Genomic DNA, 21,810 nt, shown 5'->3' on the forward strand with positions numbered 1-21,810 from the left:
CTCCCCTTGGGAGAAGAGAAGGCTTTACGCTACGCTATCCGCCAGTCGTACAGAATTCATACTGAATTCTGACTCCTGACTCCTGAATTCTATTTTGATAATCAGTATTGGTGAAATCTATGGATTTTCTCAATTATCAACCAGACCCTGCATCTAATCACAACCAGGCTAATCAGGAAAACCGAGTACCATCTTTAACTACGCTAGAAACTGCCCGGCTCAGAGAAGATTATCCTTCAATTGAACACCTGGAAGCGGGAAATGTTGCTGCTTGGTTAGTTGAACGCACTGATCAGCTATTAATTAGAGCCAAAGATGAGCGAGCCGGGATGAATCTCTCGAAACTCATCACTCTTGCAGGTGGGGCAATTGGAGCGGTATGTTATGCTACCAGTCCTTTGGCACCCATCGGTGCGTTGATTGCCAGTGCTGGGTATGTTTGGGCGGTTGCAACTGACATGAATGCTTCCCATCAGTTTGCCCCCATACCCTTCATTAGAGGTAACTTCTTTGAGTTTTTATCAGCGATGGGTGATAGTCAAGCCAGAGAAGAATGGTTCTCAAATCAAAACGAATTTGTTGACTTGATGCATCATTTAGAACCCTGCGAGCGTTATGAATTTGCCATGCTCAGACAGCACACCCATACCTTAACTGAGTTTATTAATATTGTGGAACCTGGGAAACGCTTTTACGCTTACCGATATTTGCTTGATTGCTTTGTTAATTTTCGTGGTGTTTTCCCCACATTTGACCAACTCAATCAGCATCTTGCCAAAGTTTCAGTTGACCCTAGAGTTAACTACCACCACGTTCAAGCTATTCAACAAATACGCCCACCACAATTAGAGGCTCCCCAAATCAACTTACCACCTCCACCTATTGCTCACTTACCTTTAGCTGCACCAACAACTGATTTACGGCTTGGTATTTCTTACTCACCAACTTCAGACACTAACACGCACATTGATGAATACAGTCCCCAAATACCGCAAACACTTGATGTGATTGAGAAGATGTCACAACGGATTTCTAACCATTTAATTATTGGTATTCCTGGGGCTGGCAAAGGTTTGCTTGTGAGCAACGCTTTGCGGCGAATTACAGCAATTTTCAGGTAATTGAACCACAAAATCGGTAAAGTAGATATGAAGTGATTGTTTGATTCGATGCCAGTATCTTACTCAGGGGATTTGCGCCGTCGTGTGATTGCAGGGTGGGAAGCAAAGGAAGGCTCTCAACGCCACTTAGCTCAACGATTCAAGGTAAGCTTGTCATTTGTACGAAACCTACTGCGTCATTATCGTCAAAATGGAGAAATTGAAGCGAAACAACGTGGGGGACACCAAAAGCCAACGATTCAAAACGAACATCTCATCCTGATTCAGTCTTGGGTGGAAGAAAAAAATGACTTGCTACTAAGAGAATTATGCGTAGGCGTAGCCCGCCGCAGGCATCGCTTTGCAGAAAGTACAGGAGTCAGGGTCAGCATTCCCACAATGCACCGCGCTGTAGAAAAATTGGGCTTACGTTGTAAAAAAAAGTCTTTACGCAAGTGAGCAGGATACTCCACGAGTACAGGAATTACGACATGACTATCGTCGGTGGTTAGATAAAATTGACGTGCGAAATCTGGTATTTGTCGATGAAGCTGGACTGAATTTGTCAATGTCGCGCTTGTTTGCCAGAGCAGTAGACGGAGCACGAGCAGTTGGCAGTGTTCCTGGAAGTAAAGGTGGAAACGTTTCTCTGATTGGTGCTTTGAACCTTGATGGGCTAGTCGCTTCAATGACTGTGCCTGGAAGTACAAATACTGAGGTATTTCTGACCTATGTGACTCAGATATTAGTACCTCAGTTGTGGAAAGGGGCAATTGTTGTCATGGATAATCTTAAGGTTCATCACGCCCAGCGTGTCAGAGATGCTATCGAGTCAGTCGGTGCAAAGGTCAAATTTTTACCACCCTATTCTCCTGACTTATCTCCGATAGAGCTTTGTTGGTCTAAACTAAAGCAATTTCTCCGTTCCTCTGAGGCCCGTACCCTTGAATCACTCGACCAAGCAATGGCTGAGGCTGTAAATTATATTACTGAGGATGATGCCTTCGGTTGGTTCAATCACTGTGGTCTATTTACTTGAAAATTGCTGTAACACTGAGTAAAGGTGACATCAATCGCTACCGCTTGCAAGCAGATGTGGGGTTTGGTGCAGCCGGAGATTTTCCATATGTGCGTCCTTCTGGGGTGTTTGGTAAGGCTAAACCTGTGTCGGCAGAGCAGTATTATTTCGGTAGTGGGTTGATTAATGCTGAGGCGGCTGTGGCTCAAGTAAAGCGATAGTTTGGAATTTTTGTGAGGCGATCGCACTTCACTCATAAATTGCGATCGCATCTGCATATCCCCCACGCCAGTTCTTGCATCCTTTGAGATAGTCTGAGGTGGGAATTCTCAGGGCGGACTGTTCTGACCAGATTTTTTAAAATAGCTTGAAGCCGAAGTTATTGAGAGTCTCTCGTAAGTTTTTGCATCCCTTGAGATAGTCTAAAGTGGCGATTCTCAGGGCAGAATGTTCTGACCAATCACCAACAACATTCATGTTTTGTTCGGTGTAGAACTGTTTCATAATATCGTTGTAATGAGCGATCGCATCTTCTTGTTCTGCTAATTTATAGGTTTCTCGATGGAAAACCGCCGACTGTGGTAAACGCGGCTTCACTGCTGGTTGGACTTCCGGATTAGGATAACCTAGACACTGCCCAAATACAGGAAACACAAAAGGTGGTAAATTCAATAATGTGGCGACTTCTTGGGTATTATTGCGAATTGCGCCAATATATACTGTTCCCAAACCCAAGGATTCTGCAACTACAGTTACATTTTGCGCTGCTACGGAAGCATCAACGATGGCTTTTACCAATAGTTCTACATATTCCAGCGCCACATTATCTAATCCGCGACTGTCAGCAATATGAGCCAAACGACCTAAATCTGCTAACCAAACTAAGAATACAGGCGCTTGTTTGACTTGGGCTTGATTATTAGACAGTCTGTATAATTCATCTTTGCGCTGTTCATCTTCCACCGCTACCACACTCCAGCTTTGCAGATTGGCGGAAGTCGGCGCAGATTGAGCCGCAGCTACTAGCAACTCTAGGATTCCCGGTGGTATGGAATCGGGTAAATAAGACCGGACTGAACGATGAGATAAGATTGTCCCTACAGAGTCATTCCAGGGAATATTGTCATCGAAGGGAATTTCACCGTAGCGCGATCGCAGTATTTCTATCGGATTAGTCATAGTTAAAACTCCAAATATTTCGAGATTGCAAAAAACTCCATCAAAGCAGCACTCAATCAAAAATTCTCAGCGTACCTCTGTCTTGAAAAGTTTCCTACGCCGGGAAACCCGGCTTTCCTTCGGAACGCTTGCGCGAACGAGGAACTTTTCGCTGCTTGTACCTTCGCGTTCCTTTGCGTTAAACAAAAAAATCACTCAACATTCCGAAAGAAAGCAACTCGTAAAGCTAATCGACTCTCAGATGCAGGAGTATTTAGTGGCGTTACCATGTGCCAAGAATTTTCTGAGCGCACAATGACCACAGACGAATGACTTAGAGGTAAAATATCTTTAAAGGCTGATTCTGGTCTGGAATTTTTGAGAATTCGCAAACAGCCGCCCCAATCTCTAGACCATTGTTGATTGAAAAATAGCAGATGAGTTAAGACTTTATTCGGTTCGTCTGTGTGGGGAAAATGTTGGTGTCCTGACTTATATTGCCGAAATCCAATATCCATCACACAGTCTTTGAGGTCTAACCCTGACATTTCTGCTAAGGCGGTGCGGTAAGTATCAGTCCAGAGTCCTTGTATTAACTGTCGCCAGACATGATTCAGATGTCTCAAATCACTGGTAAGTCGTCCTTGTGCTAGACGCTGTCGCCAGCGATCGTCCTTAACCCTGTTTTGTCACTCTGGCAGTAGTATAATAAGGTAAAAATGCTAGAACCAAGACACAGAGCATGGTACAGCCCCGTCCAGCCGCACCAACAGTCAAATTTGTGGACGAATATTGCCAGTGGTATAAAAGTCTGTTTCCAGATGTTAGGAGTTTCGAGGCTTTTAAATATCTCCATGTAGGCTGCATTTCTGATCTAAAACGTAAAACATTGCCAGAAATAGCAAAAATCGTAGGATTAGATAACCAGCAAGGGTTGCATCATTTTCTAACTACATCACCTTGGGATATAGAAAAGTTAAGAACCTTAAGGTTAGAGTTAATTTTACAAGTGCTAAAAGGTAGACCAATCATTTTAATTATTGATGAGACAGGGGATAAAAAGAAAGGGAGCAAGACAGATTATGTGAAACGGCAGTATATAGGAAATTTGGGAAAAACAGATAATGGAATTGTGGCAGTGACAGTATATGGTGTTTTCTGTGGGATGACATTTCCATTACTGTTTGAAGTGTATAAACCCAGGGAAAGATTACAGGCAGGAGATAAGTACCGCACTAAACCAGAAATAGCAGCAATACTGATAAAAAAGCTACAATCAATGGGTTTTAAATTCAACTTAGTACTTGCAGATAGCTTATATGGAGAGAGTGGTAAGAATTTCATATCTGTATTAGATGAACTAAACTTGAACTATATAGTAGCGATTCGGTCAAATCATTATGTAGAAATACTTCCACGACAACATATTCAATATTTAAAGTGGCAGAAGTTTCAAAGGGTATTCTCTGACTTGAGTCGGGAAAATCGATTTATTAGAGAAATTATTCCGGGAAAACGTGGAGAACTTAGATATTGGCAAATTACTACAGATCCAGAAAATTTGCCTGATAACACTACTTGGTATGTGATGAGTAAATATCCAGACATTACGCCAAGAGAAGTTGGAAATTTTTACGGTTTAAGAACTTGGGTCGAGTACGGGTTAAAACAAAGTAAGAATGAATTAGGTTGGTCAGATTTTCGCCTGACTCACTACCCAGATATTGAGCGATGGTGGGAAATTATTTGCAGTGCTTATTTAATGGTTAGTCTGCATTCGGAGCAACTGTTTCAGTCTCCATCACAACGAGAGTCAAAATTTGTTTCACATCCTTGGTGGGATAATGGAAATGGCTGGAAGAACATTCTTAACAATCTTCGTTTGATTATTCAACCTTTTACTTTATTTAATCTGATATATCCCTGGTTAACGGTTTTTCCTATTCCTCAATTAGCTTTGGGTTTTTTTAAACTTCAATCTATTATTTATAGCCTCACCAGTTCAATTTTTATATCCCTGATTCACCCTGATTTCTACTTTTCCTCTGCCTAGAGTGACAAAAGAGGGTTAAATTTGAGCATCAAAGGAATATCTTGGCTAGAGGCGAGTATCTTTCCCCAGTAATAGCCATATCCTTCTCCTGTTGACAATTGAAACTCTCGGTGGGGAAAACTTGCAGTTAGTTCTAAGCTAGCTTCTGGTGAAAGCAAATTTTTCACCAAAGCCCAGTTATATGGAACTGTTTGCATGACAGCAGTACGGATGAATTGAAGATTTAGCATGATTCCCAAGGATGTGACTCAATGAATAAACTGAAAACAAAGCGTAAATCTGTTTACGATCGCATTTTGCACACAGCGTCAGATTTGTTTTATCGGGAGGGGATTCGCAATGTTGGAATTGACAGAATCATTGCGGAATCTGGCGTGGCGAAGATGTCGCTGTACAATCATTTCAAGTCTAAAGATGCTTTGATTGAAGCATGGTTACGCCAAGAGCATGAACAATGGTGTCAATGGCTGAAAACCACCGTTGAACAACAAACTACCGATCCCACTAAACGCTTGCTAGCTATATTTGATGCTTTACGAGAATGGTTTGAAGGGCCAGATTTTCGGGGTTGTGCTTTTATGAATGCCTCAATAGAATTAGCTAATCCTGACCATCCTGGCTATCGAGTTGCTTTAGAACATCAACAATCGATATACCAATATATTCTCCAACTTGCTCAAGCAGCAGAAGTTACATTACCAGAACAATTAGCTAGACAACTGCTGTTGCTCGTACAAGGTGCGATCGTAGTTGCTTTAATGGAAGGAAGTTGGTCAACTGCATCTCAGGCGAAAAAGGCGGCGGTAATGCTAATTCAGACAACATCAAAATCTTGAAAAATGGTAATCGCATCAGGTTTATCATACAAAAAGGCTGTGAAATTGGGGTAAATCTATGCGAATTCATTGCTTACAACATGTGCCATTTGAAGGACTTGCTAGTATTGCACAGTGGGCGACACAGCAGGGTCACATTATTTCTGCAACTCAGTTTTATAACGGTGATAATTTACCATCTGTTGATGACCTAGATTGGTTAATAGTCATGGGTGGGCCGATGAATATTTATGAGTATGATCAATACCCTTGGTTGAAGACAGAAAAAGATTTTATTGAAGCAGCAATTCAGAAAAATAAAGTAGTCATTGGTATTTGTCTAGGTTCGCAGTTAATCGCTGATGTTTTAGGTTCTAAAGTATATCAAGGTCGAGAGAAGGAAATAGGTTGGTATCCCATTACTCTGACTCCAGAAGCCCATAACTATTCTGTCTTTGCATCATTTCCCCAGTCTTTTAATGTGTTTCATTGGCATGGGGATACTTTTGATTTACCTCCAGGTGCAGTGCGAATAGCTTATAGTGAAGTCTGTGCAAATCAAGCTTTTATCTATGGTGATCAAGTATTAGGGTTACAATTTCACCTGGAATCAACAAAGGAAAGTGTTAGCCAAATTATTGAAAATTGTGCTGCTGAATTGGTGTCAGGTAAATATATTCAAAAAGCTGAGGAAATGCTGGCAAGGGATGATGATTTTAGCAAAATAAACACTTTTATGTGTCAAATTTTAGATTATTTTGCTATCTCTACTAACTAATATGTAGAGGACGGTGTGTTACGCCAAAGGCTAACGCACCCTACTGGCTGTTATGATAAATGAGATTTCCATTTGTCTGTAATTTTGGTTGCTGATTTTGATAACCTTTTATCCGAAAGTTCGGCAATATTAATCATAAAAATAGCTAGGAATAATCCTAAAAATACAGATGCAAGGCTATAAAATAGCTTTACTTGCATTGTTGATTGGTGGGGATTAAAGACATTTCCGATTAACAGAATATTGCCGATGATGATGATGCCAATCCATAATAAAATTATTAAACATAACAGACCTGCTGTTAGTAATAGCCATGTGCCGATGTCAAAATAAATAGAAAAGTTTGATAAAATTGGTAATTTGCTAAATTTCATTTGTCACCCTAGATAGTCAATATTCAGAAGTTAATTTAAGTGTTTAGCCGCTAAACAAAATGTACATCTGTAGGGCTGAATGCCAGCTTAATTTTTCCATGACGATAGATATTTTCGGATGTATAACCCCGGCGTAATTTGGCAGTCAAAATTTGTTCTCCCAGTTGAAAGCGAATAGTATCAGTGCCTATCCCACGTAAAATTCTCTCTACTCGTCCTTCTAGTCTCACGACTCCTGGCTGGTAGGGAATTGAAGAATTTGTATGATCAAGATAGAAAGCATCACTCGATAAACAACAGGCTGTGATGGGTGTTTTAAGTTCACCAGGGTAGAAAAACTCTAGACTGTTTGCCAGCTTAATTAAATAACCGCGATCGCCTGGCTTAATCTTACAGGGAATGATATTATCCATGCCCACGAGTCTGGCAATTTGCTGATTAGCTGGTCGGCGGATCAGGTTTTCTAATTTATCATCCTGAATAATACAACCATCAAATAGTGCGATCGCGCGATCGGCAAAATTCAAGATATCAGTAAAGTTGTGGCTAACTAATATCACAGCCGATCCTCTGTCTTGCGCCCATTGTCTAATTTTTTCGATAATTTGCGGACGGATTGCCACATCTAAGGAGGCTGAAGGCTCATCTAATAGCAGTAATTCGGAATCAGCTACTAAACCAGAGGCTATACAAACTCGTTTACCTTCGCCACCAGATAAAGAACGAGCCGACCGATTTGCTAAGTGTTCGCAACCAAAAGTCTCTAGTGCAGTGTATACCCTTTGTTTAATTTGGTGTTTTGGAACTCCGCGAAACTGTAAGACTCTGGCAACATTATTAAAAACTGTGTCATCTAATAGTAATGTCTCTTGAAAAACCAGAGCCGAACGACGACGCAAGTTTGTTTGATTGGCATAACTGGCATCTTGACCAAACAATTGTATTTGACCGCGATAAGGCTGCAACATATTGATTGTTCTTAACATGGTGCTTTTGCCAGCACCATTAGGGCCAAGCACAGCGACTAGTTCCCCAGGACGGACAGCGAAATCATCAATTGTCAGGATATTTTTGCGGGTTTTGCTATCGACTTTTACCTGATGCATATTCAGGACATACTCGTTTACACCCCCCAAATTTTTCTGTCGTCCTACAGCAGAGGCGACAAAGGACTTGAAACCAGTAATTTTGATCATAAAACTTTCTTTTCGTGCTGCAAGATAGTCAGCAATACAACAATGCTGTAGGTAACGATCAGGAGAATATATGCGATCGCCATTGCCACATCGAAATTACCTTTTTCGACTTCGGTGACAATCGCTGTAGTTAAAACTCTTGTCTGTCCTTTGATATTCCCGCCTACCATCATCGAGGCCCCAACTTCGGAGATGACACGACCAAAACCTGCAATTACTGCGGCTATTAATCCTAACTTTGCTTCCTTGATCAGCAATAAATTAGCTTGCCAAGGTGTTGCCCCCATTGATAGCAGTTGCCAGCGAAGTTTAGGATTAATACTGAGAATGGCTGCAAAACTAAAGCCAGCGACAATGGGGAAAGCAATCAATGCTTGGGCAACGATCATTGCTGCGGGTGTATACATCAGTTCTAAATCGCCCAAAGGGCCAGACCGCCACAAAAACAAGCTAACGACTAAGCCAACTACGACTGGTGGTAATCCCATGCCAAAGTTAACCAAGCTATTTAATATCTGTTTCCCGAAAAACTCTGTTAAAGCTAACCACAATCCCAAGGGTACACCCAGCACAACACTAATAGCCGTCGCTGTTCCAGATACTAGCAAAGTCATCATCATGACCTGGAGAACGTCGCGATCGCCCCTTGTTAATAACTCAATAGCTCTGATTGCTCCTTCAATGATTGTATCCACAGCTCAATTTTGGTAACCCACTAGAGTAATTTATTTCCAGGCTTCTTCTGAGTGCTGCTCGTAATCATTGTAAGCATTCACTAGACCCTTGAGAACTTCAGCTGTAGTCTCAAAAAGGGCCTGAGCCTTTGGATCTTCGATTTTGGTAATATCTTCACGCAAGTGTGCGATTAGATCGTTCAACTTCCCTTTGATTTTTGCTGTGTGATTGTGTGGATCACTTTTGGGCTTTTGTTCGATTGTCATGAATTTACTCCTAGTATAGAAAAGAATGAATGATTGATACTATCCCTGTTCTGTCACTCTCCGAAAACATTTGCCATTTCTGAATTATGCGAGCTTTTATCTACCAAGGGTTAACACGGGGTGAACGAAATTTTGTGTGGGATTTCTGGCTAAGTATCCAAAAAATGACTCTCCACACTCCCCACACTCCCCACACCTCCCACACCTTTTTTCGCTCACCCGTTAACACGATTTTTTTCTAATAACAAATACAACACCCATTTTTTCCTAATAGGATAGCTTGTATTGATTGCCTGATGAGGCTTCTAGCGATTAGCCTTCCGGAGAGTGACAAAAGCGGGCTATTCTTTGATATTTAAGGTTATCTAAAAACCGTAATCTTTCTCCGTCTTACCTCCATCAACAATAAACAGTGGCTGTCCAAACTCTTTTCTCGCGTGATCTGCAATTATTTTCTGTCCTTCAGAAGATAAAACAAAATCAATAAACGCTTTAGATCCCGCACTATTAACTTTGGGGAACTTTTGCGGATTTACTTGCATTACATGGTAGAGATTTAATAATTTTCTGTCTCCTTCTACTAATACCTGCAAAGCTGAAATATTTTTCTGTTGAAATATATATGTTGCTCGGTCTACTAAGGTATATCCTAATTTTTGGTTAGCTACTTGCAAAGTTTTCCCCATCCCTGAACCTGTTTGCTGATACCAATCACCAGCAGGCGTGACTTTCGCCTGTTGCCATAAATCTTTCTCAAGTTTATTAGTACCTGAGTCATCACCCCTGGAGATGAATAACGCTTGGTTTTTGGCAATCAAGTTAAAGGCTTGCACAGCATTTTTGTTTCCTTTAATCTTGGCTTTATCAGCAGATGGCCCCACAATCACAAAGTCATTGTGCATAACTAAGCGGCGATTGGTTACAGCACCACCTTGCAAAACTTTGCGTTCAGCTTTCGGTGAATTAACAAATAGCGCGTCAACTTCGCCTTTTTCAGCTAAAGCTAAAGCCTGTCCAGTTCCAACTGCAACCTTTTTGAGTATATATCCCGTTCTCTTTTCAAAAGCTGGAACTAAATCATCTAAAAGTCCACTATCTTCTATGCTGGTTGTCATAGCAACTATGACATTTTTCTTAGTTGCTGATTGTGCATTTGCTGGTTGTTGTCGGACTAGTAAATTACCAGCACCAGCACTCATAACCGACAAGCAACAGGCCAAGCCTATAATGATAAACCTTCTTTTAATCATAGAACCTCTGAGGATTTACACGGATGATGCCCAATTATTTAGCCAAACGATAATTTGGTTTAATTTTCGGATTTTTGAGAAAGGAGATGAGCGGGATATTTATTCTGAGAATCTGGTTTTTATTAATTCAGCAAGTATTGATCGCACGGTTAATTTTACCGTCAAGAAAATCTAATTGCGATCGCACTAATGCAAGTCACAAAATACTTACATAATTGCTGTATTGGTGCTATTTTCAAGTGTTCTTTGATCGTCACAAAGTCGGCTCGCGAAAGAGGAATATTATCTTCCCTAATATCGGGAGAATATAAATACATCTTTTTTCTTCTAACTTAACGCAAGTATAGCATACATCATGCAAAAATACCTTGCAAAAATCGACTTTTTACACCTGATATATTTTCAATTAATGTATAAGCATATACAGATTTTTCTGTCTTTCATTCTATTATTCCAAGTTTGATAGAGTAGAGTGATAAAGTTAGCGATTGTAGGATTTTTTTGTCTAGAAAATTTTGCCAACTGTTTGCTAAACACATCATATTTTGAATTTTGAATTGATTCATTTCTACCGACTTACTTATGAAATCGATTGAGTGATAAATTTTATGATGGAAGACAAATTAGACCGTGCAAAAGCACCGCCCATATCTTGAATATCAATTTGCCGACAGTCTAACCCCAGCCTTGGAAGAGTTTACACATTTGCGATTACTTCCCCAATATTGCTGATGTCATAGCCACCGAGAACCTGTAAATGCGATCGCACTACCTGATGTCCCAAGATATTGATAAATTGCTGTACTGGTGATTGTTCCAAATATTCTTTCAGAATCACCAAGTCGTAGCGCGCTTGATGTAAAGGGATAAATCCCAACCCAAAGGTAGCAGCTATCGATGCTGTACTGATACCTGCATCAACCATACCGGAAGCTACAGACAAGGCAACATCTTGATGGTTGTGGGCGATGCAGTCAAACTTTTTCACGCTTTGGAGTGGTACTCTTTGTTCTTGGAGTTTTCGTTCTAAAAGCATCCGCCCCGCAGAACCCGGTTCCTGAGTAATAATAGTCGCGTCAAATTCTACTAAGTCGGCAACTGTCTTAACGCCCATTGGGTTTCCTGCTGGCACTAACAATCCTTCTTGCCAAACTCCAAGGGAGATGATCATTGCCTTCCTACCAGCTAACGCTGCTCGCACAAAAGGAACGTTATGTTCCCCTGTTTGGGGATCATATAAATGCATTCCCGCAATGTGAACTTCACCCTGGCACAGACTACGCAACGCTTTCATGCTGTGGGCAAAACGATAATTAACTCGCAGTTTTGGATACCAACGTTCCGTTGCCTTTGCTAATAGAGAAAGCACAGGTGTGCAACCAGCAATCACAACCGTATTTTGCAATTTATCAACATCGTCCACCAATCGAACTACAACTTTATTTTTCTCATTCTGCAAGTAACTTTTGTTACTTTTTACAATATCCTGAGATAATGCTAGTTGAGTGATGTTGGGGAACTTTTTTTCTGCCAATGTCTCACCATCAGATGGAATCATTTCCATGCGAAAAGCATCGTTGCCAACTAGAGGATAAGCTATCCATTGCTCTCCAACCTTCGCCAGAGTAACTTGTGATGGCTGTTCGTCAGAGTCCGTCTCAGCAATTATTGCCTCAATTTCCAGGCGATCGCCATCTAGCCAGAACAAGTCTTCAACTTTGCAATCAAGTGCTTTGGCTAAACGCAAGCACATAGCTATAGAAGGAGCATATTGTCCCGCTTCTAGACTCCCAATGGTCTGACGAGTGACACCAACTATGTTAGCCAAGTCTTGCTGGCTTAAATCTAAGCGAGTTCTCATTGATCTGAGATTGTTACACAGACTCACATCCATTTTCATCAGGCTGTATCTCTCCGTTAGAAAAAGCCACAGGGAAAAACTTGACTTACCAAAGCAATAGCAAAGGATTGAGGATTTGATGTGGTTATAGAAACTAGGAATATTTCACTATTTCGCAAGTTTATCATACATAGGGCAAATATTTTTTACAAAGACTAGATGATTTATAATCTAAGATTATTTTAAAATTTATTTTTTATAATTAAAAATGATAAAAATGATAAAAATCTGAGTATTTTTACTAACTCAGGAGGTATTAATAACAAGATTAATTTTGCCGTTAAATGCTACAAATTTAGCGGCTTTATCGCATTTCCCATATATTGAGATGCTGATAATTCTCCTTCTACTCCCTTACTTCTGGGGAACTAGGCTGAGTAATTCTTCAACTGTGAGACTGCGTTTTGTTTGCACAGATTGATGTCGCACAGCATCTAATACCGATTGAATTTCCGTTTGACCGAGGTTGATGCCATGTTGTTGCAGTACACTCAGCAACAAATGTCTGCCAGAATGTTTACCTACAACTAAACGGCGTTCCCAGCCTACATCTTCTGGTGCAAAAGGTTCGTAGGTGACAGGATTTTGCAACACACCATGAGCATGAATACCCGATTCATGTGCAAAGGTATTTTCACCGACGATCGCTTTCCAAGGTGGTACGGGATAGTTGGTGGCTTTGGCTACTAACTGCGACATTTCTACTAGTCGTTTGGTATCTATACCCGTTTGAATTCCGTGGAGATGTTTGAGTCCCATCACGACTTCTTCTAGGGGTGCATTTCCTGCACGTTCGCCAATACCATTGACGGTGGTATTGACTGATACTGCTCCGGCTCTCACACCAGCTAAGGTGTTTGCTAATGCTAGTCCAAAGTCATCATGCATGTGCATTTCTATCGCAATTGATAGATGAGAGACTAAACGACTCACTTTGTTGTAAGTGCTGACGGGATCAAGAATTCCCACTGTGTCACAGAAGCGAAATCGAAAAGCGCCCCATTCTTGAGCAGAATAAGCTACAGACAAGAGAAATGATTCATCAGCTCTAGAAGAATCTTCGCCACCCACAGATACAGATAAACCGCGATCGCGTGCAAAACTGATTGCATCTTTGAGGCGATCTAATACTAGTCGTTTCCGTCCTTGAAACTTGGCATTAATTTGAATATCAGAAACGGGTACAGAAATATGCACTCGCTCTAGACCACAATCTATAGATGCTTGAATATCAGACAAGTTAGCCCGATTCCAGCCAAGCAATTTAGTATTTAATCCCAGATTGGCAATGGTTTTAATCGATTCTGCCTCTTCAAGCCCCATTGCGGGAATCCCAACTTCTAGCTCCTGCACACCTATGGCATCAAGAAGAGTGGCGATCGCAATTTTCTCTTCCACAGTAAAGGCTATACCTGCGGCTTGTTCTCCATCTCGCAGGGTTGTATCGTTAATCTGAATAGCATGGTTGTTCATCATAAAAGTTGCAATCAATTAAGTGAGAGTAAACAAAACTCATGCAAAAAGCGTCACCAAATCTATACAAGGATTTGAGACTCATCCTTGCAGACATTCTCGGAATGCAGTCAGAGGTAAAGGTTTAAAGCCAGACTTTGTTCCACTGTGCTGTACTAGTTGTTCCTATTCACAATGCCCAATGCCCGATGCCCAATGCCCAATGCCCTTTCATGCCCTTTCATTAAATAGTTGCTACAACTTCCCCTATCTTGCTGATGTCATAACCGCCAAGAACTTTTAGTTGTGATTGCACCAGCCGATGTCCCAAGATGCCAAGGAACTGCTGTACAGGTGATTCTTCCAGGTATTCTTTGAGAATTACCAAGTCATACCGCGCTTGATGCAAGGGAACAAATCCCAAACCAAAGGCCGCAGCTATAGATGAAGTACTCACACCTGCATCAGCTATTCCTGATGCTATAGCTAAAGCAACATCTTGATGGCTATGGACAATCCGCTCAGATCCTTTGACTATGTCCAATGGTATATTTTCTTTGTTGAGTTGGCGTTCTAAAAGCATCCGACTCCCAGAACCAGGTTCGCGGTTGATGATGGTTCCTCCTAATTCCACTAAATCAGCCAAATTTTTGATTTCCATTGGATTACCTGGTTGCACCATCAATCCTTCTTCCCAAATACCAAGGGTGATTAAAACTGCACTCCTATCAGCTAAAGCTTCACGAACAAAGGGAATATTATGTTCTTCAGTTTCAGGATCATATAAATGCATCCCTGCAATGTGAACTTCACCTCTATCCAGACTACGCAAGGCAGCCATGCTATTAGCAAAATGATAATGAACTCGCAGTTGAGGATACCAACGTTCAGTTGCTTTTGCTAAGAAGGAAATTACAGGTGTACAGCCAGCTATAACAACTGTATTGTGCAATTTATCTATATCATCAAGCAGCTGAACTTGAACTTTATTTGTAGTTGTTGGGATATGTGCTTTACCGTCAGCGGGGATCATTTCCATACGAAAAGCATCTTTCCCAATTAAGGGATAAGCTATCCATTGTCCCCCAATTTTTGCTAGGCTGACTCGCAATTGCTGTTCACTTGGAACTGGTTTAGTAAGAACTGCCTCAACTTCTGGTAAATCGTCCTCTAACCAAAATAACTCCTCCACTTGGCAACCCAACGCTTTAGCTAGACGCAAGCTAATGGCAACCGAAGGAGCATATTGTCCTGATTCCACACTACTAATAGCCTGACGAGTTACGCCAGCTATATTAGCTAAATCTTGCTGACTCATGCCTAAGCGAGTTCTAATTGACTTCAGGTTGTTGCAAACATTAGCATCCAGCTTCATAAGGCTGTCTTCCTCCTGCAAGAACGGCTACCGCAGACAAACTTATACAATTTTGGATTGAGGATTGTAAAAGATTGATTGACCAAGCTTTTGGGCAATGCATCTATCGCAATCATTCTTCCCATAAATTGGTATTAATTTATCTAGGCAATAGCAAGAAAGTCTTCTAGTTTATGCCTTTCCTATTGGAAGACCTGTTAATACTCTCGGATGATTGCATACATCATAATATATGGCTTATATGGCTAAGATACTTACTGGGTTTCATTGTTGCAGTAGACAAACTAAACTTGTTGCTAGTTGATTTACTGCTGTTTGATTTCCCCTTAAGGCAACTATAACATACATTTCGCCAAAATAATTGCCAAAAAAACTTTTAATCTTCATTTTTTTATAGTAATTATGTATAGATAAATACAGAAAGTTTTTATATTTTATAAAGTGGTTCAAAGATTTTAACTGACTCGTAAATCCCGTTAAACAGAAAATCCTAATTAATCAAGGGTAATAGGAATAGCTTTACCACCTCGATTCAGAACATGGGTATAACTCATCGTTGTTTTTACATCTTGGTCTCCCAGTAATGCCTGCACCGTGCGGATATCATAGCCGTTTTGTAATAAATGGGTAGCAAAACTATGACGAAACGTATGACAACCTACCTTTTTTTGAATATCAGCTTGATGAACCGCTTGTTTCCGTCTAATAATTATAGTTATGCAGCAATATACTTGGTAGCTCAGGATACTATGGAATGGCATTATTTAATCTCCGATCAAGAGGAATTAGTTGATAAAGTTCTTGCTTTTTTCACCTCTAAATCAACAAATTCTGAACTATTCCAAGATATTGTTGCTAAATGCAAGAACAACCCGCTTTCATCACCTGGTAATTCAAATCACGAGGCATCTCTTACTCTAGGATATCTATCGGTGAATGATTTTCTTTTTTATGAAAGTAGTTTCACAAATCAAAAAGGCATTCCAGTTTCTATAGTAGAAATTATTCTCAAGAAACTCTGCCAGGAACTTATTTTATTTGAGCAACAGTTGTTAGGCTTTGGACATAATATGCCTTATAGCCTCAATGAAGAACTGACGCAATTCTTATACTCAAGAGGTTTACTCAAGAATGTGATATTCGGTTTTAGTTATATAGTGCAAAATTACCAAAATTCTGTTTTTAAGATAGTTGTTACAACAGATAGTGGTGACCCTAGCCTGGGAACAGGATTTCTTTTTAATTGTCAAACAGTTGAGGGAAAAAAATGGAGTATTATCATTACTAACGAGCATGTCGCTAAGTATCATAATGAATTGGCAGTACATCACAAAGAGGGTCAAATTGAAACATGGAAAGAGATTATTCTTTCAGAAAACAGTGATCTGGCAGCAATAATACTAAATTCATTTGTGAATTTACCTTCATTTCATCTTTTCTCCGATCCTAAAATACTCGATGACATCGTAACTGTTGGCTATCCCCCTATTCCTACTGCTAACGATCGATATCAACTTGTTCACAAAGGGGAAATTAATTGCTTTTTGACTAACTATTGGAATCACAACTACTTTCTATTTTCTGCAAGAACATCACCTGGTAACAGTGGTGGGCCAGTTATAAATAGCATGGGCATGGTTGTAGGAATTGTTACTCAACAACTATTTGAACCAGGTTCATTTGAGGAGAAAGGTCAACTGCCTTATTTTGCAGCTGTTCCTTCTACTAAAATTCTGGAATTTTTGAATGAGCAAGTTTTCAGTAAGTTAAAATAACGAATTTTAAGCTTTTATGAGGATTTTAGAGAAAAAGGCAGCACAACAATTCAAATGCAGAGGACGGTTGAGAGCTACTAGCGCTGAGTTAGAGGTTATCTACCTCTGCTCACTTTAGCCGTTACCGCGATCGCTAGGTAGTGGCACTAACTATAACTATGTGAAATTATACGCCTGTTGTGTAAATTTTACCCTTCAAGATGTTGTGCTGCCACCCATTGAAGTTCCAACCACAAAACAGGGTTGGTTTGTTTCAGGTTAGATCCAGGATCGCGGATAATGCGTGTAGCGTTCATGCAGATAGCTTCTGATGTCCCCAAATCTTGGGCAATATCTCTAAAAATATCTCTGTAGTCAATAATTGAGGTAAATAGCTGATGGGGGAAGTAGACAACAAAATATTGACAAAGTTTAGGATTCACCCCCCAGTAGAAACTGACAAGTTCAATATGACAGAACTGAAGTAAATTACTGATTTCTGGACAGCGTTCCTTAGCTACGGTAGTAAATTTTTGCACTAAAATTTCTTCGGTTAACATCATTGTTCTTCCTTCTAGTGAAAACAAACTTAAGTATTGCACGCCAATTTTTGAGAGGATGATAGGCGGTCATTAGTACATCACAGCAGAAATCAACATACCATTCTCAATCTGCAACACCACCTACAACATATCTATCTCTCATTTTCACCCTTCACCCTTTACCCTTTACCCTTTACCCTTCTTGTCCTAGTCAAATAATCCAAACGTCATGAGCAGTTTTTCCAACTGCTGATTAGACAAAGGTTTTGGCATCACAAAATTTTGATTCTGATCTATCGCCCTTGCCAAATTACGATAGTGTTGCGCCTGTTTACAGTCCGGAGCATACTCAATCACGGTTTTACTGTAAAACTCTGCTCGTTGCACCATATTATCTCTAGGTATAGAGTAGAGCATTTGAGTACCCAGTTGCTCTGCTAAAGCCTGAATTAACTCTTCTTCGCGATCAACATTGCGAGAGTTGCAAATTAATCCACCCAAACGGACATCGCCTATCAGAGAATATTTTTGAATTCCTCGGCAAATGTTGTTAGCTGCATACATTGCCATAATTTCGCCAGAAGTGACAATGTAAATTTCTTGAGCTTTGCCTTCACGTATCGGCATGACAAAGCCACCACATACTACATTACCCAAACCATCATAGAAAGTGTAGTCAAGATTTAGCTTTTGATCATAAGCACCAAGTTGTTCGAGTAAACCAATTGATGTCAAAACACCTCGCCCTGTACATCCTACACCAGGTTCCGGCCCACCAGATTCTACACACAGCGTTTTCCCCCATCCCTCCTTGCGGAAGTCTGCTAGATTTAAATCTTCTTCTTCCTTACGCAGTGTGTCGAGTACAATATTTTGATGCAATCCTCCCAAAAGCAACCTGGTAGAATCTGCTTTTGAGTCACATCCCACAACCATTACTTTACAACCTATTTCGGTGAGTCCAGCCACCAAATTTTGAGTGGTTGTAGACTTACCAATTCCCCCTTTGCCATAAATAGCAATCTTCCGCATAAAATCTCTACTATCTTGTGTATTGATGTCTGGTGATACGAAGACAGAAGATTAAATCTGGTTCAGTTAAGCGTTTTGAACACAAAATTGGTTTTGGGGAAAAGGTTAAAGGTTAAGGGTTAAAGGTTTTTTCTTTCCCTTTTCCCATTCCCCTTTTTCCCCTTACCCGACGAGTATTGGAGCAAAACCTAACCCAGTATTTTCAATTTTCTCAACTGAACTCCTCAAAAATTGAGCTTTTTACTCTCCATAATGGGGGCTGATAACTTTACCTTGAAATACTCGGTAAAGATAGACATTATAAAGTAGTAAAAGTGGGACAAAAAAGCCAATAAAAGCAATCATGAAGGCTTGGGAGCTAAGGGAAGAGGATGCTTGATAAATAGTAACTTGGAAAGGAATAATGTAAGGAAACACCACGAAAGCCAAGGCAAGAATAGTGATTAAGAAAACCACTATTGACCAGATAAAAGGCATTCTTTCCTGACGTAGGTTAATACTATTCATTAGTAGCCCTACTGCACCAGTTGCCAAAATGGGAATTGCTGCGAATATCCAAACTTCTGGTTGATGGAATAAGCGATCGCGCACTTGTTCGTAGAACATGGGTGTGGCAATTGTTAAGGCTAATGCACCAGAAAATGTAGTGAGAGCGCTAAATTTGGCGGTAATGTAGTGATATCTTTTTAATTCACCTTCTGTCTTGGCAATTAAGTAGGTAGAACCGATTAAAACGTAGCCTTGCACTACAGTTAATGCTACTAATATTGATGGTAAATTCCACCAATCCCAAGTACCACCAATAAAGTTACCAGCTTCATCAACTTTAATTCCCGCAATTACGCCACCTAAGATTAATCCTTGAGACAAAGCTACTAATAAACTACCTCCTCCAAAACCAATATTCCAAAAAGTTTTGTTGAGAGAATGTTCGCGAAATTCAAAGGAGACAGCGCGGAAGATAAACCCGATCACCATCAAAGTGATTGGAATATAAAGAGCATTGACGATAGTAGCGTAAGCGAGGGGAAATGCACCATACAATAATCCGCCTGTACATACCAACCAAGTTTCGTTAGCATCCCAAACTGTACTTAAGGTATTGATAATAATCCCTCGGCGTTCTTCGTTAGCAGCAGTTAGCGTTAAAATTCCCACACCTAAATCAAAGCCATCTGTAATTAAGTACAAAGTGAGGAATAAAGCAACAAGTGCAAACCAAAGTAGTGGTAAGGTCGTATTTATGGCTTCCATGAAATCTCCAGTAATGTTTGATTGATGGTGACCGAACAAGGCAAAAGTAAAAAGATAATTTTTACTTTTTACTTTTTAAGCTTTAGGTCAAACTTTCTGCTTTACTGCTCTTGAGTAAATCTGGATTGGGGATTGGAAGTCCTAAATTTGGCCCTTGGCGAACAATCCGACTACCAAAATACAAAGCGCAGCCAAGTAACATTAAATAGATACTGGTATAAGCAATCAGTGAGACTAAGACATTGCTAGCGGGAACGTGAGATACAGCCTCAGCAGTACGAATTTTGCCGTAAACAATCCAAGGTTGTCTCCCAACTTCTCGCACCATCCAGCCTGATTCCACAGCGAGATATCCCAAGGGTGCAGCAAATATCCAAGCTCGCATTAACCAAGTTTGGGCAGTAATATTTTCTACAGTCAGCTTACCGCGCAACCATTGCACGAGGCTGACTCCCATTAAGCCCACAAAAAAGAAGCCAATACCTACCATCATGCGGAAAGAATAAAATATCAGAGATACTGCATGGGGACGATCTTCTGGTTTCCACTCATTTAAACCCAATACAGGTTCGTCAAGTTGAGGTTTCATGGATAAAACCATACCTAAACCACCTGGTACACTAAGTGACCAGTTATTCTTACTGTCTTGAACATTGGGTGCAACCAAAACATTCCAAGGTGCAGATTCACCAGCAGGTACGGTGTCCCATAAAGCTTCGATCGCAGCTAATTTTGCAGGTTGGTTGTGGTATACTTCCTCACCACTGAAGTGACCAACAATAATTTGTAGAGGAGTGACAAGAATAGCTAATGCGATCGCAAGTTTGAAAGATTTGCTAAAAAACTCTTCATAGCGCTTGTTGAGGATATACCAAGCACTGATACCACCAATGACAAACAAGGCGGTTTCGAGAATTGCTAATACCATGTGAACCCAGCTACTTAAAGCTGCTGGGTTGAAAATTGCTTCTAGGTAACTATGAACCAAAAATTTCCCATCCACCATTTCCCCACCAGATGGTGTTTGCATCCATGAGTTAGCAACAATAATCCAGAAAGATGAGAGTGTAGCACCAATGGCGACCAATATAGTTGCTAGCAAGTGCATCAGAGGTGGAACACGATTCCAACCATAAATCATAATTCCCAGGAAAGCAGCTTCTAGCATAAATGCCATCGTGCCTTCAAAGCCTAGAATACTACCTAAAAAGTCACCAACAGCTAAAGAAAATGGTGCCCAATTTGCGCCAAATTCAAATTCAATGGCGACACCAGAAGCAACACCAAGCCCAAAATTAAGAATGTATAGTTTTGACCAAAAACGTGCATGGTGATAAAAATTAGTATCTTTGGTTTTTAGCCATAGTACTTCCATCACCACCAAATACCAAGACATCCCAATTGTTAAGATGGGCCAAAACATATGGAAGATGCTGGTAACAGCAAATTGGATGCGTGAAAGCATCACTGTATCTGCAAAAAAACTCATAGTTTGTCCTCAAATATTTTGCCATCCAAGGCATTTTTGATGTGTCTTTATTTCCAGAATTTACGAGCAAGAAGTAAGCTAAATAAGAAATGATTATTCTCGTTACTTCAATATCTGGGAAATAAATTCCTATTTGGAAAATCGGGTCTGAATATTAGCCTAGAAATATTCAGTTCGATTTTCTGTATCACTTACCACTTGTTCAATCGAAAATATAAAAACCAGAAAACTGAAGATATTTAATTTATCTGGCTATTTTGATATCGCAAATCATAGCATATTCAGAGATTTAAGGTCTGTGACAGCTTGTCTTTTGACATCTATCAGAT

General features: G+C 40.3%; 24 protein-coding genes and 1 pseudogene. 8 read left to right on the plus strand and 17 right to left on the minus strand.

Annotation, left to right across the window (positions count from 1 at the left end):
• Window positions 1–119: 119 nt before the first annotated feature.
• From HG267_RS25745 to HG267_RS25760, 4 genes and pseudogenes are all read left to right on the plus strand, one after another.
• Complete coding sequence (locus tag HG267_RS25745; protein WP_052335093.1) at window positions 120–1,121, plus strand: hypothetical protein; 1,002 nt, start codon at window positions 120–122, stop codon at window positions 1,119–1,121.
• A 48-nt stretch (window positions 1,122–1,169) separates the two neighbouring features.
• The gene (locus HG267_RS25750) at window positions 1,170–1,559 is read left to right on the plus strand and encodes a transposase (protein ID WP_045868588.1); all 390 of its coding nucleotides are present in this window, start codon (window positions 1,170–1,172) and stop codon (window positions 1,557–1,559) included.
• A 40-nt stretch (window positions 1,560–1,599) separates the two neighbouring features.
• Window positions 1,600–2,139 (plus strand): annotated as a pseudogene (locus HG267_RS25755) (IS630 family transposase); the annotation flags it as partial.
• Window positions 2,136–2,339: a hypothetical protein gene (locus tag HG267_RS25760; RefSeq protein WP_045868590.1), complete on the plus strand. Its 204-nt coding sequence runs from the start codon at window positions 2,136–2,138 to the stop codon at window positions 2,337–2,339. The pseudogene HG267_RS25755 and the gene HG267_RS25760, both read left to right, overlap by 4 nt.
• Before the next feature lie 136 nt (window positions 2,340–2,475).
• On the opposite strand, the gene HG267_RS25765 is transcribed toward HG267_RS25760, so the two are convergent.
• Together HG267_RS25765 and HG267_RS25770 are read right to left on the minus strand one after the other, a co-directional pair.
• A complete protein-coding gene (locus tag HG267_RS25765; RefSeq protein ID WP_045868591.1) occupies window positions 2,476–3,297 on the minus strand; it encodes an NADPH-dependent oxidoreductase in 822 nt (273 codons plus the stop codon).
• A gap of 191 nt (window positions 3,298–3,488) precedes the next feature.
• Window positions 3,489–3,902 (minus strand): 2OG-Fe(II) oxygenase family protein, encoded by a 414-nt coding sequence (locus tag HG267_RS25770; protein WP_228045522.1) that lies wholly within the window; start codon window positions 3,900–3,902, stop codon window positions 3,489–3,491.
• Window positions 3,903–4,018: 116 nt separating this feature from the next.
• On the opposite strand from HG267_RS25770, the gene HG267_RS25775 reads away from it, so the two are divergent.
• Window positions 4,019–5,329, plus strand: coding sequence for an IS701 family transposase (locus HG267_RS25775; RefSeq protein WP_096621593.1), 1,311 nt, complete (start codon window positions 4,019–4,021; stop codon window positions 5,327–5,329).
• Here HG267_RS25775 and HG267_RS25780 read toward each other — a convergent pair.
• Window positions 5,326–5,559, minus strand: coding sequence for a hypothetical protein (locus HG267_RS25780; protein WP_045868593.1), 234 nt, complete (start codon window positions 5,557–5,559; stop codon window positions 5,326–5,328). The genes HG267_RS25775 and HG267_RS25780 overlap by 4 nt on opposite strands.
• A 21-nt stretch (window positions 5,560–5,580) precedes the next feature.
• Between HG267_RS25780 and HG267_RS25785 the strand changes: the two genes are divergently transcribed.
• Together HG267_RS25785 and HG267_RS25790 are read left to right on the plus strand one after the other, a co-directional pair.
• Window positions 5,581–6,165, plus strand: coding sequence for a TetR/AcrR family transcriptional regulator (locus tag HG267_RS25785; protein WP_045868594.1), 585 nt, complete (start codon window positions 5,581–5,583; stop codon window positions 6,163–6,165).
• A 58-nt stretch (window positions 6,166–6,223) separates the two neighbouring features.
• Window positions 6,224–6,922, plus strand: a complete 699-nt coding sequence (locus tag HG267_RS25790) for a type 1 glutamine amidotransferase (RefSeq protein WP_045868595.1) — start codon at window positions 6,224–6,226, stop codon at window positions 6,920–6,922.
• A 50-nt stretch (window positions 6,923–6,972) separates the two neighbouring features.
• On the opposite strand, the gene HG267_RS25795 is transcribed toward HG267_RS25790, so the two are convergent.
• From HG267_RS25795 to HG267_RS25840, 10 genes are all read right to left on the minus strand, one after another.
• The gene (locus HG267_RS25795; protein WP_045868596.1) at window positions 6,973–7,296 is read right to left on the minus strand and encodes a hypothetical protein; all 324 of its coding nucleotides are present in this window, start codon (window positions 7,294–7,296) and stop codon (window positions 6,973–6,975) included.
• A gap of 50 nt (window positions 7,297–7,346) precedes the next feature.
• Window positions 7,347–8,492 (minus strand): energy-coupling factor ABC transporter ATP-binding protein, encoded by a 1,146-nt coding sequence (locus HG267_RS25800; RefSeq protein WP_045868597.1) that lies wholly within the window; start codon window positions 8,490–8,492, stop codon window positions 7,347–7,349.
• Window positions 8,489–9,187, minus strand: coding sequence for an ABC transporter permease (locus tag HG267_RS25805; RefSeq protein WP_045868598.1), 699 nt, complete (start codon window positions 9,185–9,187; stop codon window positions 8,489–8,491). Before HG267_RS25805 ends, HG267_RS25800 begins: the two co-directional genes overlap by 4 nt.
• Before the next feature lie 30 nt (window positions 9,188–9,217).
• The gene (locus tag HG267_RS25810; RefSeq protein WP_045868599.1) at window positions 9,218–9,433 is read right to left on the minus strand and encodes a hypothetical protein; all 216 of its coding nucleotides are present in this window, start codon (window positions 9,431–9,433) and stop codon (window positions 9,218–9,220) included.
• 365 nt (window positions 9,434–9,798) lie between these two features.
• A complete protein-coding gene (locus HG267_RS25815) occupies window positions 9,799–10,632 on the minus strand; it encodes a substrate-binding domain-containing protein (RefSeq protein ID WP_228045143.1) in 834 nt (277 codons plus the stop codon).
• Between the two features lie 212 nt (window positions 10,633–10,844).
• Entirely contained in the window at window positions 10,845–11,000 is a 156-nt protein-coding gene (locus HG267_RS25820; RefSeq protein ID WP_155539032.1) for a hypothetical protein, read from the minus strand.
• A gap of 380 nt (window positions 11,001–11,380) precedes the next feature.
• Window positions 11,381–12,583, minus strand: coding sequence for a substrate-binding domain-containing protein (locus HG267_RS25825; RefSeq protein ID WP_045868602.1), 1,203 nt, complete (start codon window positions 12,581–12,583; stop codon window positions 11,381–11,383).
• 354 nt (window positions 12,584–12,937) lie between these two features.
• A complete protein-coding gene (nifV, locus tag HG267_RS25830) occupies window positions 12,938–14,056 on the minus strand; it encodes a homocitrate synthase (protein ID WP_045868603.1) in 1,119 nt (372 codons plus the stop codon).
• A 223-nt stretch (window positions 14,057–14,279) separates the two neighbouring features.
• Entirely contained in the window at window positions 14,280–15,410 is a 1,131-nt protein-coding gene (locus HG267_RS25835) for a substrate-binding domain-containing protein (RefSeq protein WP_071989351.1), read from the minus strand.
• A 494-nt stretch (window positions 15,411–15,904) separates the two neighbouring features.
• On the minus strand, window positions 15,905–16,171 hold the full coding sequence (locus HG267_RS25840; protein WP_045868604.1) for a tyrosine-type recombinase/integrase: 267 nt from the start codon (window positions 16,169–16,171) through the stop codon (window positions 15,905–15,907).
• Here HG267_RS25840 and HG267_RS25845 point away from each other — a divergent pair.
• On the plus strand, window positions 16,160–17,185 hold the full coding sequence (locus HG267_RS25845; protein ID WP_045868605.1) for a serine protease: 1,026 nt from the start codon (window positions 16,160–16,162) through the stop codon (window positions 17,183–17,185). The two genes, HG267_RS25840 and HG267_RS25845, sit on opposite strands and share 12 nt — an antisense overlap.
• A gap of 188 nt (window positions 17,186–17,373) precedes the next feature.
• Here HG267_RS25845 and HG267_RS25850 read toward each other — a convergent pair whose 3' ends face one another.
• From HG267_RS25850 to HG267_RS25865, 4 genes are all read right to left on the minus strand, one after another.
• Complete coding sequence (locus HG267_RS25850) at window positions 17,374–17,727, minus strand: hypothetical protein (RefSeq protein WP_045868606.1); 354 nt, start codon at window positions 17,725–17,727, stop codon at window positions 17,374–17,376.
• 186 nt (window positions 17,728–17,913) lie between these two features.
• Window positions 17,914–18,738, minus strand: coding sequence for a nitrogenase iron protein (nifH, locus tag HG267_RS25855; RefSeq protein ID WP_045868607.1), 825 nt, complete (start codon window positions 18,736–18,738; stop codon window positions 17,914–17,916).
• Window positions 18,739–18,978: 240 nt separating this feature from the next.
• On the minus strand, window positions 18,979–19,992 hold the full coding sequence (gene cydB / locus HG267_RS25860) for a cytochrome d ubiquinol oxidase subunit II (RefSeq protein ID WP_045868608.1): 1,014 nt from the start codon (window positions 19,990–19,992) through the stop codon (window positions 18,979–18,981).
• A gap of 82 nt (window positions 19,993–20,074) precedes the next feature.
• Window positions 20,075–21,481: a cytochrome ubiquinol oxidase subunit I gene (locus HG267_RS25865; RefSeq protein ID WP_045868609.1), complete on the minus strand. Its 1,407-nt coding sequence runs from the start codon at window positions 21,479–21,481 to the stop codon at window positions 20,075–20,077.
• Between the last annotated feature and the right edge of the window lie 329 nt (window positions 21,482–21,810).

This window comes from Tolypothrix sp. PCC 7601 (assembly GCF_025677855.1).
GTDB classification, from domain to species: domain Bacteria; phylum Cyanobacteriota; class Cyanobacteriia; order Cyanobacteriales; family Nostocaceae; genus Aulosira; species Aulosira diplosiphon.

What these genes read in the sequence shown, in the direction of transcription:
- HG267_RS25745 (WP_052335093.1), top strand. Translation starts at nt 120, where the DNA reads ATGGATTTTCTCAATTATCAACCAGACCCTGCATCTAATCACAACCAG.
- HG267_RS25750 (WP_045868588.1), top strand. Translation starts at nt 1,170, where the DNA reads ATGCCAGTATCTTACTCAGGGGATTTGCGCCGTCGTGTGATTGCAGGG.
- HG267_RS25765 (WP_045868591.1), bottom strand. Translation starts at nt 3,297, where the DNA reads ATGACTAATCCGATAGAAATACTGCGATCGCGCTACGGTGAAATTCCC.
- HG267_RS25775 (WP_096621593.1), top strand. Translation starts at nt 4,019, where the DNA reads ATGGTACAGCCCCGTCCAGCCGCACCAACAGTCAAATTTGTGGACGAA.
- HG267_RS25780 (WP_045868593.1), bottom strand. Translation starts at nt 5,559, where the DNA reads ATGCTAAATCTTCAATTCATCCGTACTGCTGTCATGCAAACAGTTCCA.
- HG267_RS25785 (WP_045868594.1), top strand. Translation starts at nt 5,581, where the DNA reads ATGAATAAACTGAAAACAAAGCGTAAATCTGTTTACGATCGCATTTTG.
- HG267_RS25790 (WP_045868595.1), top strand. Translation starts at nt 6,224, where the DNA reads ATGCGAATTCATTGCTTACAACATGTGCCATTTGAAGGACTTGCTAGT.
- HG267_RS25795 (WP_045868596.1), bottom strand. Translation starts at nt 7,296, where the DNA reads ATGAAATTTAGCAAATTACCAATTTTATCAAACTTTTCTATTTATTTT.
- HG267_RS25800 (WP_045868597.1), bottom strand. Translation starts at nt 8,492, where the DNA reads ATGATCAAAATTACTGGTTTCAAGTCCTTTGTCGCCTCTGCTGTAGGA.
- HG267_RS25810 (WP_045868599.1), bottom strand. Translation starts at nt 9,433, where the DNA reads ATGACAATCGAACAAAAGCCCAAAAGTGATCCACACAATCACACAGCA.
- HG267_RS25815 (WP_228045143.1), bottom strand. Translation starts at nt 10,632, where the DNA reads ATGAGTGCTGGTGCTGGTAATTTACTAGTCCGACAACAACCAGCAAAT.
- HG267_RS25820 (WP_155539032.1), bottom strand. Translation starts at nt 11,000, where the DNA reads ATGTATTTATATTCTCCCGATATTAGGGAAGATAATATTCCTCTTTCG.
- HG267_RS25825 (WP_045868602.1), bottom strand. Translation starts at nt 12,583, where the DNA reads ATGAAAATGGATGTGAGTCTGTGTAACAATCTCAGATCAATGAGAACT.
- nifV (WP_045868603.1), bottom strand. Translation starts at nt 14,056, where the DNA reads ATGAACAACCATGCTATTCAGATTAACGATACAACCCTGCGAGATGGA.
- HG267_RS25835 (WP_071989351.1), bottom strand. Translation starts at nt 15,410, where the DNA reads ATGAAGCTGGATGCTAATGTTTGCAACAACCTGAAGTCAATTAGAACT.
- HG267_RS25845 (WP_045868605.1), top strand. Translation starts at nt 16,160, where the DNA reads ATGGAATGGCATTATTTAATCTCCGATCAAGAGGAATTAGTTGATAAA.
- HG267_RS25840 (WP_045868604.1), bottom strand. Translation starts at nt 16,171, where the DNA reads ATGCCATTCCATAGTATCCTGAGCTACCAAGTATATTGCTGCATAACT.
- HG267_RS25850 (WP_045868606.1), bottom strand. Translation starts at nt 17,727, where the DNA reads ATGATGTTAACCGAAGAAATTTTAGTGCAAAAATTTACTACCGTAGCT.
- nifH (WP_045868607.1), bottom strand. Translation starts at nt 18,738, where the DNA reads ATGCGGAAGATTGCTATTTATGGCAAAGGGGGAATTGGTAAGTCTACA.
- cydB (WP_045868608.1), bottom strand. Translation starts at nt 19,992, where the DNA reads ATGGAAGCCATAAATACGACCTTACCACTACTTTGGTTTGCACTTGTT.
- HG267_RS25865 (WP_045868609.1), bottom strand. Translation starts at nt 21,481, where the DNA reads ATGAGTTTTTTTGCAGATACAGTGATGCTTTCACGCATCCAATTTGCT.